The sequence below is a fragment of the Litorivivens sp. genome (assembly GCF_041625495.1).
In the GTDB taxonomy this organism is placed as follows: domain Bacteria; phylum Pseudomonadota; class Gammaproteobacteria; order Pseudomonadales; family Spongiibacteraceae; genus Litorivivens.
Window position 1 is genome coordinate 1 of sequence record NZ_JBFJTH010000019.1, and the last position, 12,270, is coordinate 12,270.

Consider the following 12,270-nt stretch of genomic DNA (forward strand, 5'->3'; position numbering starts at 1 on the left):
ACGCCTGCGGTGCGAAATGCGGCTCCAGACGCGACCAGTCGTCGTCTTCATAGGTTAGTTCAAAGGCTTCGGCGTAAGCTTTAAACAGCGCGATGATGTCCATGCTCTTGTCCTGTTCACTGCCTTCCGAGTGACAACTCGAAGAACAGCCCGATAGGAATACGTATAGAATTACGATGAAACTGCCGGCTACTTGACCGCAACATCCGAGCCCACTTAGAAAGAAAGGCTCTATTGACCCTAGCACGCAACGCGGAACCTCGCCAGGTTGCCCCCCACTGACCGACTACCGCAGCTGCTTCGTGACCAACCCTGTGCGCCTGAATTCGCTTTCGATCAACTGGCGCCCCTCGTCGTGAACATACTGGAGAAAACGGTCGGCTATAGGCGACAACGATTTGCTTTTAGGCCACACCATATGCCAGGAGGTGGTGATGGGAAGTTTCTCCACACGCAACTCAACCAACCCCGCGTTGCCACCGAAGGTGAGCGTATGAGCAGACAGTATCGAAATGCCCAGACCCGACATCACTGCATGCTTGATGGCTTCGTTGCTTTCAATGGTCATCTTAACGTTCAGCTTAAGGCGATGTTTTTGCAAAAATTGCTCTATCGCGAAGCGCGTGCCCGAACCCTGCTCGCGCATGAGAAAAGGTTCCTGGGCCAGCTGAGCCAGTGAGATTCGCCGCTTTCGTGCAAGCGGGTGTGACGCCGGCGCAATCGCCACCAGCGGGTTCAAGAGAAATTCCGTGGAGACGGTATCGACATCTTCCGGCGGGTGACTAAATACATAGAAATCGTCACCGCCCTTTTCCAGACGCTCAATGATCTGCCGCCGGTTCCCCACGTTCAGTTGAATATCGATACCCGGATAGCGCTCGCAAAAGGGGCCAAGCATATGCGGAATAAAATACTTGGAGGTGGTAACCACCGACAGTCGCAGCGCGCCCGCCTTTAAGCCTCGCAAATCTGCCAGTCGCATTTCCAGTGCCCCCAGCTCACCGAAAATGCGTGTCGCCGACTGAGCAATTTCCCGGCCGGAATCGGTAAACGTCAGTTTGCGCCCTATCATCTGGTAGAGCGACATACCCACCGACTCTGACAGTTTCTTCAGCTGCATGGATACCGTGGGCTGGGTTAGGTGCAGGAATTCTGAGGCCGCCTTGATGCTCCCCAGTCGGTAAACCGTCGCCAGTATTTCGAGCTGCCTGAGCGTTGCTGCACGGGACAGGTTCTGCACAAGGTTCTTAGCCACAAGCCACCCTCCAGGGCACTTTCATTGCATAGATAATAATCTAATCATTGGATATATAATATCTATTATTATCTATCCTTATTCTCAAGCAATATGCCGCGCATAGCCACTTGGAGCCCCACAATGCGTAGCGAACTGACCACCTCAACTGCCTTGCAACAGCAACTCGTCTTTGGCCTTAGCGTTGCCAGCACCCTGTTGATCATGGGCCTGTGGCTTAACACCACTGGCGAAGCCGGCTCTGCGGCAGTACTGACTGGCGTGCTACTGGCCACCATGAATACGGCCCAGTATCTGATGCGGTCTGGCAAGGCCGCTCGCCTGAGTAACGCTGCCACCAAAATGAATAACAGTGTCAGAGGAGATACCTTGTGAGCATAGATATTGTTGTTGCCTTTTTTCTACTGGGTGTCATCGCCAGACTGCTGAAGTCACCGTTTACTCTCCCCGAGGCGCTATATAAAAGCCTCACCATCATACTGATGCTGGCCATTGGTCTGAAAGGTGGCGTGGCGCTTGCCAAGCACGCCTCGGCCAACATCATTACGCAATCGCTCTGGGTGGTCAGCCTTGGGGTGATTCTCCCGCTAATCGCCTTTGTGCTCGCCTATGCCATCGGTCGTCTGAGGCGCATCGACGCCGCTTCACTAGCCGCCCACTACGGCTCAGTAAGCGTGGGCACCTACGCGGTAGCCGTGGCGGTGCTGGAAAACCGAGGAATCGCCTACGAGGCTTACTTCCCCTTATTTGTAGTGCTTCTGGAGATGCCTGCCATCGCTGTGGGTCTGGCGCTGGCCAATAGCCCAAACAACAGCGCAAACAACAGCACCGATAAACGAGAAGTGCTGCACGAAGTGTTCTTTAACCAGGGCATGGTGCTGATGACCGGCGGCCTGCTGATCGGTTACGCCTGCGCGCAGCAGATGCCACGCATATCGCCGCTGTTTATCGATCTGTTCCCCGCCGTATTGGCCCTGTTCCTACTGGAGATGGGAATGGTTGCAGCCGATCGAATTCGTGCTTTGAAAGACAGCATCAGCTTTCTCATCACCTTTGCCATCGCCATGCCGTTGATCGGCGCCCTATTCGGTGCGGCCATTGCCAACGTCATTAGCCTGTCCCCAGGTGGTGTAATTCTGCTCGCCGTTCTGGGCGCCAGTGCTTCCTATATTGCCGTACCAGCCGCCATGCGCGCCGCGCTGCCGGAGGCTGATCACGGTATGTCTATCACTGCATCACTCGGCGTAACGTTTCCCTTCAACGTTATCGTCGGCATCCCCCTGTACATCACTCTGGTTGAGATCTTTCTGGCATGAACAAGACACACACAACAGCACAAATTGCAGTACTCATGGGTTCAAAATCTGATTGGCCGACACTCAAGTTCGCAGCCGACGTAATTGCACAATTTGATCTACCGGCCGATACCTTTGTGGTTTCTGCCCACCGTACGCCGCAGCGCTTGTTTGACTTTGCCAGCGGCGCCTACGAAGCCGGGTACAAAGTTATCATCGCCGGCGCAGGCGGCGCCGCTCACCTGCCCGGTATGCTGGCCGCCCTTACCCCGCTGCCGGTCATCGGTGTGCCGGTACAGTCCAAGGCACTGAACGGACTCGACAGCCTGCTGTCGATCGTGCAAATGCCAAAAGGCATTACGGTAGCCACCCAAAGCATCGGCGAAAGCGGCGCCTTTAATGCCGGGCTGCTCGCGATCCAGATGCTTGCCACACACGATACCGCTCTCATGGCAAAGCTGCAGCAATGGCGGGCCGACCAAAGTGCCGCTGTTTCCTGGGAGGTGCAATAGTGCACATAGCGATTTTTGGTGGCGGTCAACTGGCAAGAATGCTCGCCCTCACCGGGCTGCGCATGGGTCTCGAATTCACTTTTATCATCAAACAGTCGCAAGCTGACGAATCCAGAGCCATCCGCCAACTGGGCAGAGTGTTGACCTATTCCCAGGATCAGGAAAGCTCGATTGCGTCGCTCTTAACACAGCTGGGCGCTGTCGATGCCGTTACCATGGAGTCGGAGCAACTGCCCGATGCCGTGCTGGCGCAGGTAGCCCGGCACCATCCCTTGCGCCCCTCGCTCAGCGCCTTCAGCATCTGCAAAAATCGCTTGGCTGAGCGCCGATTTCTGGAATCACTAGGCATACCCATCGCGCCGTATCGGCATCTAGAGAACCTCGCCGAGCTGGATCATATTGAACAACCGGTCTACGCAAAATCTCTGACCGAAGGCTACGACGGTAAGGGCCAGTTCTATATTCGCGACAACCAGCAATTGCAGCACATAAACACCCAGACCACCGCTAACGGCTGGATTGTTGAGCACGCCGTGATCTACAGCCAGGAAGTTTCCAGCATTGCCGTACGTGCGCTGAGCGGCGAGATTGCGCTCTACCCATTAACCGCTAACCGTGTTGAAGACGGCATTCTGAGAATGTCCTACGCCCCGGCGCGCCGTGTCAGCGAAGCCGCCAAAGCTGCCATTATTCAGCACACCCAAACCATACTGCGTGCGTTGGATTATGTTGGCGTCCTGGCCATAGAATGGTTTGTAATCGGCGACCGGGTAATCGTCAATGAGATTGCGCCCAGAGTGCATAACACCGGACACTGGACAGTGGGTGCCGGCTGCACCGATCAGTTTGAGAATCACCTGCGGGCCATCAGCGGGCTGCCGCTTGGCTCCACCCAATCCAGGGGCTACGCGGGCATCGTCAACCTGCTCGGCACCGAAAAGCCGCCGCTGGCAACTCTGAACAGCAACAACACCCTGCACTGGTATGAGAAACGGCCGGCACCGCGCCGAAAAATGGGGCATGTGACGTTTTACAATGCATCCAGCACCAAACTCCGACAGGAAATGCTGGCCTTTGAAAATGCGCTGACAACCGTCAGTAGCAAGGCATCAACGCCGGGGGTGTGATGTGGCATAAGAGCGCGCTGCCCCAGTGAAAAACCTGGGGCTGAAACGTTACGCAAACCTTAGGTAATACGACTGGACAGCTCGCGCAGCAAGCCCGCACCGTCGCCCTTCCAGGCACTGCCGTGCATACAGGCCAGTGTGGTTGGTTCGGTAGCAGCCAGCAGCTCAAGTAGGTGCGGTGCATGCTTGGAGTGCGAGAAGTAATCCATCTCTGCTCGGGAAGCTTCGCTGGGTTCGAGTATGTCGTCTTCGGTTATCGCCTTTTCGCCAACACCGGGCTGGGTGAACAGATCACCGCACAACAGTGTGCGCGTGGTTTCATCAAAGAAGTAACCGGTTTCCCATCCGTGCGGCAAGTGCGGCGTGTCGAGCCACGTCAATCGATGGCCACCAGTGTCCAGCACCTCCTGATGCCCCATCGCCCGAGCCGGCTTATCGGCGTAGTCGTTTACCGACACCATGGCAGCCACCTGACTGCAGACCGGCTGAGCCTGGGGCGCTACGCTCAGCCAGTCGTTCAGAGCGCCACATTCGTCGGCCTCAAAATGCGAAAAGCCAATGTAACGCAGGCGATCAACAGGCATCACCGCGCGCACCGCTTCCAGTGTCAGTGGAAACATCTTCCGCAAGCCAGTGTGGAATAACAGCGGCTCATCACCCGCCAGCAGGTATTGATTGAAGGAGAAACCACCGGGAATAAAGCTGGGTGGCATAGGGGTATTGATGCGGTAAATACCATCGGCCACTTCGTGCACATTGGTACCGGACTCGCGATTGGTCGTCACCATGATGCCATCCTCTTGAGGACAATATTGAATCGGACGATAACGCGATGATGCTAGCAGGAACTTTTCCTACTGCACAGCGCCCTGCTGTCAGGCCCTGAAGCTCAGGTCTCGCCCTCCAGAACCGCCTTGTACAGACTCTGCCGGGGCTGCGCCATCACCCGTTGCACCATGGGCGCGAACAGCTCGAGTGACAGTCTCGGCCGGTCTTCATCAAACGCAAGATTGTCGTACTTGGCAATGAACCGTGCGGTGTATTCGTAATATTCGCAATCCCGATAGTTGTCGCGCAGGTTGCGATCCATGCCCAGGTGATGGAAGAAATTGTAGCCCTGAAAAATACCGTGGTGCTTCACCATCCAATGGTTGGCCTCGGACACAAACGGCTGCAAAATGGCCGCCGCCACGTCTGCGTGGTTATAGCTACCCAAGGTATCGCCGATATCGTGCAGCAGCGCACACACCACGTATTCCTCATCCTCGCCCGCCTCCGCCGCGCGCTCAGCGGTTTGCAGGCAATGTTGCAGACGGTCGATGGGAAAACCACCACAGTCTCCGTCCAGTAATTGAAGGTGAGCCAGAACCCGATTGGGCAGGTCCGCCATAAACTTGATCTGCTCGCCCGCGATAATCTGCCAATCCTCGCGCGTACTTTGTGTGAACGATTTGAAGTGCGTCTTCATTTTATTCTCCCGATTAACGTTCGCAGGCTATTTTTTACATACGTACACCGAATTGGTCGACTCCCGATTCTGCAGTGGGTTATAGAATCGCACCACATGGGATTCAACCTGCGCAAACACCGTGTTGAGCAGGGCTTCAAACTCGGCCTCGGGCAAATTCTGCGACCACATTGCGAATACACCTTCGGGTTTGAGCTGCTCGGCCATCAATGCCAGATTTTCCGTGGTATAAAAACTGGCGTTGGCCGAATTCAGGTACTCGGTAGGCGAGTGGTCGATATCGAGCAAAATGGCATCGAACTTTCTGCCCTGATGGTCTGGATCAAAGCCCGTCGCCGGCGCTGTCGCCAGATCAAAAAAACTGCCCAGCACATAGCGATTGCGGTCATCGGCATTGAGTATCTTACCCAGCGGCACCAGCTCTTTCTTGTGCCAGTCGATCACCGTGTCGATGGCATCCACCACCAGCAGTTCGGCAATACGCTCATCCTGTAACGCAGCGACGGCGGTGTAGCCCAAGCCCAGCCCACCGACAACCACCGTCAGTGAGTCACCACGTACGGCTGCCAGGCCCAATGTGGCCAGCGCTTCTTCAGCGTCGACAAACATACTGGACATCAAGAATTCTTCGCCGAGCTTTACCTCGTAGATATCACGCTCGCCAAAGGCCGGTATACGACGCCGGCGCAGCGAGATTTCCCCCAGGGGAGAGGGCTGACTGTCTATTTCTTCGAACAACAATGACATGCGAGGAATATCCTGAACTGGGATGCAAAACAACGCAGCAACGCCGCGCAGTGTGACTTTACGCGCTTTGCGCAAATTAATGTAGTCCACAGCCGCCGGTGACAGATTATGCACCGCCTTGCCATCCCAACGAGCCCGCAAAGGCCGCAATTGCTATTGGACAGAGCGGCTCCGCGCTGGATAATCAAAACCATAACTGAAGCCCCGGAACCAAACCATGCCAGAGCAAAAGCTGAAACTCTTTTCGCAGGAACGTGAGCCCGCAGCGATCAAGATCATGCAGCGCATGAGTCGTATTCAGGCCTGGGTATTCAAGAAAAGCGGCGGCCGCTTAATGCGCACGTTTTTCTTTATGTCACCAGTGGGCATTCTGACCAGCAAGGGACGCAAATCCGGACAATGGCGCGAAGCGTGCCTGCTCTACGGGCAAGTCGATGGCAAGGTGATTCTCATTGCCTCCAAGGCAGGCTGCGCAGGTCACCCCGCGTGGTATTACAATCTTTGCGCAAACCCGCATTGCACCATGCAAATTGGCCGCAAGCCGGTAGCAATGCTGGCACGAGAAGCCCACGGAGAGGAAAAGGACTATTTCTGGGGAAAAATGATGGAGGTCTATCAGGGTTTTGATGACTATCAGGAACGGGCATCGGCTGTTTCCGGTCGGGTTATCCCATTAATCGTGCTGGAGCCTGCAAGCACCTAGCAGTTCCGATTGCAATGCCGCGTAGCGGCGTCACGCCCCCTTCGGTACCAATTGCGTCTTTCAATCCCCCCTTCAGTGCTTTAGGGTATTTCACTTTGCACCCGTTATACGCTTAAAAACATTCTGAATTCAGGGAGATACCAATGACTCAGGAGAAACACGCAGGCACCTCCAGTATTCTGGTTCCCGTGTTTGTACCCGCCGTGGTGGTTATCGTACTGCTGGTGCTCGGCACCATCAGCAACCCGGAAATGGCAGGTGCAGCCTTTAGCGCCACCCTGAGCTACATCACCGACACCTTTGGCTGGTTCTATATGCTGTCGGTGGCCTTCTTCCTGATCTTTATTGTCGGCATTGCCTTTACCGATTGGGGGCATATCAAATTGGGCCCGGATCACGCGGACCCGCAATACAGCTTCCCCGCTTGGTTCGCCATGCTGTTTTCCGCCGGCTACGGCATCGCGTTGCTGTTTTTTGGGGTCGCGGAGCCGGTACTACACTACGCCTCACCGCCCTCAGGTGCCGGTGAGACCATTGATGCCGCCAAGCAGGCTATGCAGATTGCCTTCTTCCACTGGGGTTTCCACATCTGGGCCATCTACGGGCTGGTAGCACTGGTGCTGGCCTACTTTGCCTTCCGCCACGGTTTGCCACTGTCGATGCGCTCGGCCCTGTACCCACTGATTGGCGACAAGATCTACGGCCCGGCCGGGCACGTGGTTGATGTGTTCGCCATTCTCGGCACACTGTTTGGTATCGCCACTACGCTGGGGTTGTCTGTGGCCCAGATAAACGCCGGCCTCAACTATCTGTGGCCGAGCATCCCCGTCAGTACAACGGTCCAGATCATCAGCATTGCGCTGATTACGAGCTTGGCTATCCTGTCTGTGGTGGCAGGTATGGACAAGGGCGTAAAGCGCCTGTCCATTGTCAATATGGTGCTGGCAGTTTCATTGATGCTGTTCGTCTTTATCGCCGGGCCAACCGTGCACATTCTGGAGAGTTTTCTGCAGAACACGGGCAGCTACCTGAACTTTATTGTCGAGCGCACTTTCAACCTGCAGGCCTATACCCGTAGCGATTGGATCGGCAACTGGACGCTGTTCATCTTTGGCTGGACCATCGCCTGGGCGCCTTTCGTGGGCCTGTTCGTGGCAAAAATCAGCCGTGGTCGCACCATCCGCGAGTTTGTGGTGGGGGTGATGCTGGTGCCAACCATCTTCACGTTTCTCTGGTTTTCAATATTCGGCAACACCGCCCTGCACAAAATCATGAATGAGGGGTACACCGCCCTGATTGGCCAGGTGCAGGCAGACCACGCCATCGCTCTGTTCAAGCTGTACGAAATTCTGCCGTTTTCATCCATTGTTTCGTTTATCACGGTCATCTTGATTATTACCTTTTTTGTGACCTCCTCGGATTCTGGCTCGCTGGTGATTGATTCACTGGCCTCGGGCGGCGCCCAGGAATCGCCAGTTTGGCATCGTGTATTCTGGGCTACCTCCGAAGGCGCGGTCGCCGCTGTGCTGCTGCTTGCCGGCGGCCTCAGCGCACTGCAGACCATGACCATTGCCAGTGCTTTGCCGTTTTCGATCATCATGATTATTTCGGCGTTGGGCATGTGGCGGGCACTGGTCATTGAGAGCCACCACCACCGCAGTTTGCAGCTGGAAATCCAGAATCGGTTCTCAGGCACGACGGGGCGCGGCCTCTGGAAACGCCGCTTACTCGGATTGGTAACATTTCCAGACAAGGAAGAGGTTCAGGAGTTTATGGCCTCCACGGTCACCAAGGCTATGAGCCGGGTGGAGCGTGAGCTGTCCATGCTGCACTGGAATGCGCAGATTCATGTCGACGCGGACAACGCGCGCACCTACCTGGAAGTGAAACGCGACGATAAGGTCGATTTCATCTACGAGATTCGCCTGATCGAGAACAAACTTCCGGACTACGCCTTTCCGGAAATGCTACATGGCAAAGAGTCTGGCAGGGTCTATTACCGCGCGGAAGTATTTCTGCGCCTGGGCGGTCAGTCCTATGATATTTTCGGCTTCGACCAGCATGACATCATTATTGATATTCTGGACAAGTTCGAGAAGCACTTGATCTTCCTTGAGATATCACCCGGCAACCTGCCTTGGAACATGGTGGAGCACGATGACATGCTCAGCAGCGAGTCCTAGCCACTAACCGATAGCGGCGAGGCTCTAGATCAGAGCCTCGCCGCGCCAAAAAAATCACTTGCCGGGCTGTGCTAGAGAATTGGCGCAATAACCAAACTCACGATTGCCATCACGTTAATCAGGATATTCATCGACGGACCAGAGGTATCCTTAAAGGGGTCACCCACGGTATCACCGACTACAGTAGCGGCATGCACAGGTGACCCCTTACCACCGAGGTTGCCCTGCTCTACATACTTTTTAGCGTTGTCCCAGGCACCCCCAGCGTTAGCCATCGTAAGCGCCAACAGTACACAGCCCAACAGACCGCCACCCAGCATTCCCCCCAGCGATTCCGCGCCTATCCCGAAGCCCACCACCGCAGGCGCAGCAACGGCAATCACCCCGGGCAGAATCATTCTTTTCAACGCCGCCTTGGTGGCAATGTCCACGCAGCGCTCGGTATCCGGCTCAGCGGTGCCTTCGAGCAGGCCTTTAATTTCACGAAACTGGCGGCGGATTTCGTGAATCATTTCAAACGCCGCATCGCCCACCGCCGTCATGGTGATTGAGGCAATCAGGAAAGGCAGCATGCCACCGATAAACATGCCCACCAGTACTTTGGGGTCACCCAAATGCAGGCTAAAACTTGGGTCGTTGTGCTGCATCACTTCCACAAACGCAGCGATAATAGCCAGTGCCGCCAGCGCCGCTGCGCCAATGGCAAAGCCTTTGCCGATGGCCGCTGTGGTGTTTCCCAACCGATCAAGAGAATCGGTAATGTCCCTCGTTTCTTTGCCCAGCCCGGCCATTTCCGCTATGCCCCCGGCGTTATCCGCCACCGGACCATAAGCATCGATGGCCATGGTCATTCCCACCGTGGAAAGCATACCCACCGCCGCAATCGCCACACCGTAGAGACCCGCCAGTTCGGTCGATGTATAGATAATGGCGCCAATGGTGAGCACCGGCACCACCACGGACTGCATACCCACTGCCAACCCGGTAATCATTACCGTTGCCGCACCGGTTTCGCCGGCACGTGCAATCTTGCGGATCGGTTCCGAGGCGGTGTAATACTCCGTAACCAGGCCGATCACAATGCCGCCTACGGCACCCGTGAGCACGGCAAACCAGACGTTGACCGAAATACCGGCCGTCTCGATGAGCAGGTATGCAGCGCCAATAAACAGCACGGCCGCCGCAATGGTACCGATGCGCAGAGCAACTTCCGGCGATTTCGCCGACAGGGATTTGACGACCATAATCGCCACGATGGAGGCCGTGAGCCCGGTAGAGGCCAGCACTAGCGGTAAAAACATCAACGCTTGCTGTGAGCCGAGCGTGCTGGTGATCATAGTGGACGCAATCGCAATAGAGGCAATCATGGAGCCGCAATAGGACTCAAAAATATCAGACCCCATCCCCGCCACGTCGCCCACATTATCGCCCACGTTATCGGCGATCACTCCCGGGTTGCGGGGATCGTCTTCGGGAATACCCGCCTCCACTTTGCCCACCAGATCCGCGCCCACATCAGCGCTTTTCGTGTATATGCCGCCGCCGACCCGAGAGAACAGCGCCACCGACGAAGCGCCCATACCAAAGCCGTGGATATAGTGGGCCGTGGCCGGATCGCCCCCAAAATACCAATACAGAGAACCCAGCCCAATCAACCCGAGCGACGCCACACACAAGCCCATGATCGAGCCACTGAAAAAGGCAACCGTCAAAGCCTCCGCCGCGCCCTGGGTGTGGGCGGCCGTGGTGGTGCGCACATTGGCCTGGGTAGCCGTATACATACCGATATACCCCGCCAGCGCTGAGGAAACCGCGCCCGCGACAAAGGCCAGTGCGGTTTGCGGACCCAGGCCCGGTGTAAAGAACAGGATTACCAGCAGCACAGCCGCGAAGATGGCCAGCGTGCGGTATTCACGGTGCATGAAGACCATGGCACCGAGGTGAATGGCATCGCCAATTTTTTTGATTTTCGCATCACCGGCGGGGTATTTCTTGACGACCCCATAAATTACAAAGGCGCAAATCAGGCCGACAACCCCAAACAGCGGGGGCACTGCAAGATGTCCGGTCATGGTGAAGTCCTCAGATCCAGGAGGAATTACTGCGCAGGTTCAATTCCCTTAATAATTATGAATAGCATCCGTCCGACGCCGGTTTTAACCGAGAATCAGCGGTTTTCCACTATGGGTATAGCAGCTCGGAGGGGGATTTGCTAACCACCGACTGGTCAAATAAACACCACGTTGCTTCTACCTGGTCTCCGCAGCCTGTATAATGCGCGCCTTTCGACCGCCTGCCGCACGGGCAGGTAAATCCTTTTTCATTTACGCATCCGAGGACACCCATGAGCCTGAACGACGTGCCAAGCGGCAAGAATGTACCCGAAGAAATCAACGTAATCATTGAGATTCCAGCCCACGCTGATCCAATCAAATACGAAGTGGACAAAGATTCCGGCGCAATCTTCGTAGACCGTTTCATGGCGACCTGCATGCACTACCCCTGCAACTACGGTTACGTGCCCCACACCCTGTCTGAAGATGGCGACCCGGTAGACGTACTGGTACCTACCCCGTTCCCGCTGCTGGCCGGTTCCGTTATTCGCTGCCGCCCCGTTGGCGTTCTGAAAATGACCGACGAGTCTGGCGTTGACGCCAAGCTGCTTGCCGTGCCCGTCACCAAACTGACGCCGATCTACAAAAATATCGAGCAAGCTACTGATCTGCCTGAGTTGCTGCGCAACCAGATTCAGCATTTCTTTGAGCACTACAAAGATCTGGAAGCCGGCAAGTGGGTCAAGGTAGAAGGTTGGGACGACGCGGCCGCTGCCAAACAGGAAATTCTGGACAGCGTTTCTCGTTACGAATCTGCAGACGATAAGCCCGCGTTCTGATGTCTAGGGCTCGGACATGCAAAATGTCTGGGCGTTGAAGACCAAAGAGAGGAACTGCCATTGCAGTTCCTTTTTTTTGGGTGCTGC

12 protein-coding genes are annotated in these 12,270 nt (G+C 55.7%); 7 read left to right on the forward strand and 5 right to left on the reverse strand.

Annotated features, from left to right (window positions below; all coding sequences use genetic code 11):
• Nucleotides 1-286 precede the first annotated feature (286 nt).
• Nucleotides 287-1,255 carry a LysR family transcriptional regulator gene (locus ABYP39_RS03720; RefSeq protein WP_372748587.1) on the reverse strand — a complete coding sequence of 323 codons (969 nt, stop codon included), beginning with the start codon at nt 1,253-1,255 and terminating at the stop codon, nt 287-289.
• A gap of 123 nt (nt 1,256-1,378) precedes the next feature.
• On the opposite strand from ABYP39_RS03720, the gene ABYP39_RS03725 reads away from it, so the two are divergent.
• From ABYP39_RS03725 to ABYP39_RS03740, 4 genes are read left to right on the forward strand one after another with little or no spacing between them, the layout of a single operon-like run.
• Entirely contained in the window at nt 1,379-1,630 is a 252-nt protein-coding gene (locus ABYP39_RS03725) for a hypothetical protein (RefSeq protein ID WP_372781187.1), read from the forward strand.
• Nucleotides 1,627-2,571: a sodium-dependent bicarbonate transport family permease gene (locus tag ABYP39_RS03730; RefSeq protein WP_372781189.1), complete on the forward strand. Its 945-nt coding sequence runs from the start codon at nt 1,627-1,629 to the stop codon at nt 2,569-2,571. Before ABYP39_RS03725 ends, ABYP39_RS03730 begins: the two co-directional genes overlap by 4 nt.
• A complete protein-coding gene (purE, locus tag ABYP39_RS03735; protein WP_372748584.1) occupies nt 2,568-3,062 on the forward strand; it encodes a 5-(carboxyamino)imidazole ribonucleotide mutase in 495 nt (164 codons plus the stop codon). The genes ABYP39_RS03730 and purE overlap by 4 nt, the downstream gene beginning before the upstream one ends.
• Nucleotides 3,062-4,189 (forward strand): 5-(carboxyamino)imidazole ribonucleotide synthase, encoded by a 1,128-nt coding sequence (locus tag ABYP39_RS03740; RefSeq protein ID WP_372781191.1) that lies wholly within the window; start codon nt 3,062-3,064, stop codon nt 4,187-4,189. Before purE ends, ABYP39_RS03740 begins: the two co-directional genes overlap by 1 nt.
• Before the next feature lie 59 nt (nt 4,190-4,248).
• Here ABYP39_RS03740 and ABYP39_RS03745 read toward each other — a convergent pair whose 3' ends face one another.
• The 3 genes from ABYP39_RS03745 to ABYP39_RS03755 all read right to left on the reverse strand — a co-directional run bounded on the left by ABYP39_RS03745 (nt 4,249) and on the right by ABYP39_RS03755 (nt 6,404).
• A complete protein-coding gene (locus tag ABYP39_RS03745) occupies nt 4,249-4,977 on the reverse strand; it encodes an MBL fold metallo-hydrolase (protein ID WP_372750439.1) in 729 nt (242 codons plus the stop codon).
• Between the two features lie 101 nt (nt 4,978-5,078).
• Nucleotides 5,079-5,657, reverse strand: a complete 579-nt coding sequence (locus ABYP39_RS03750) for an HD domain-containing protein (RefSeq protein ID WP_372750438.1) — start codon at nt 5,655-5,657, stop codon at nt 5,079-5,081.
• A 27-nt stretch (nt 5,658-5,684) separates the two neighbouring features.
• Complete coding sequence (locus ABYP39_RS03755) at nt 5,685-6,404, reverse strand: spermidine synthase (protein ID WP_372758156.1); 720 nt, start codon at nt 6,402-6,404, stop codon at nt 5,685-5,687.
• 217 nt (nt 6,405-6,621) lie between these two features.
• On the opposite strand from ABYP39_RS03755, the gene ABYP39_RS03760 reads away from it, so the two are divergent.
• Nucleotides 6,622-7,107, forward strand: coding sequence for a nitroreductase/quinone reductase family protein (locus ABYP39_RS03760; protein WP_372748033.1), 486 nt, complete (start codon nt 6,622-6,624; stop codon nt 7,105-7,107).
• Nucleotides 7,108-7,250: 143 nt separating this feature from the next.
• Entirely contained in the window at nt 7,251-9,290 is a 2,040-nt protein-coding gene (locus ABYP39_RS03765; protein WP_372748034.1) for a BCCT family transporter, read from the forward strand.
• A gap of 71 nt (nt 9,291-9,361) precedes the next feature.
• Here the strand turns inward: ABYP39_RS03765 and ABYP39_RS03770 are convergent, their stop codons facing one another.
• Entirely contained in the window at nt 9,362-11,362 is a 2,001-nt protein-coding gene (locus ABYP39_RS03770; RefSeq protein ID WP_372758421.1) for a sodium-translocating pyrophosphatase, read from the reverse strand.
• A gap of 272 nt (nt 11,363-11,634) precedes the next feature.
• On the opposite strand from ABYP39_RS03770, the gene ppa reads away from it, so the two are divergent.
• Nucleotides 11,635-12,183, forward strand: a complete 549-nt coding sequence (gene ppa / locus ABYP39_RS03775) for an inorganic diphosphatase (RefSeq protein WP_372748036.1) — start codon at nt 11,635-11,637, stop codon at nt 12,181-12,183.
• Nucleotides 12,184-12,270 lie beyond the last annotated feature (87 nt).

What these genes read in the sequence shown, in the direction of transcription:
- ABYP39_RS03725 (WP_372781187.1), top strand. Translation starts at nt 1,379, where the DNA reads ATGCGTAGCGAACTGACCACCTCAACTGCCTTGCAACAGCAACTCGTC.
- purE (WP_372748584.1), top strand. Translation starts at nt 2,568, where the DNA reads ATGAACAAGACACACACAACAGCACAAATTGCAGTACTCATGGGTTCA.
- ABYP39_RS03745 (WP_372750439.1), bottom strand. Translation starts at nt 4,977, where the DNA reads ATGGTGACGACCAATCGCGAGTCCGGTACCAATGTGCACGAAGTGGCC.
- ABYP39_RS03750 (WP_372750438.1), bottom strand. Translation starts at nt 5,657, where the DNA reads ATGAAGACGCACTTCAAATCGTTCACACAAAGTACGCGCGAGGATTGG.
- ABYP39_RS03755 (WP_372758156.1), bottom strand. Translation starts at nt 6,404, where the DNA reads ATGTCATTGTTGTTCGAAGAAATAGACAGTCAGCCCTCTCCCCTGGGG.
- ABYP39_RS03760 (WP_372748033.1), top strand. Translation starts at nt 6,622, where the DNA reads ATGCCAGAGCAAAAGCTGAAACTCTTTTCGCAGGAACGTGAGCCCGCA.
- ABYP39_RS03765 (WP_372748034.1), top strand. Translation starts at nt 7,251, where the DNA reads ATGACTCAGGAGAAACACGCAGGCACCTCCAGTATTCTGGTTCCCGTG.
- ABYP39_RS03770 (WP_372758421.1), bottom strand. Translation starts at nt 11,362, where the DNA reads ATGACCGGACATCTTGCAGTGCCCCCGCTGTTTGGGGTTGTCGGCCTG.
- ppa (WP_372748036.1), top strand. Translation starts at nt 11,635, where the DNA reads ATGAGCCTGAACGACGTGCCAAGCGGCAAGAATGTACCCGAAGAAATC.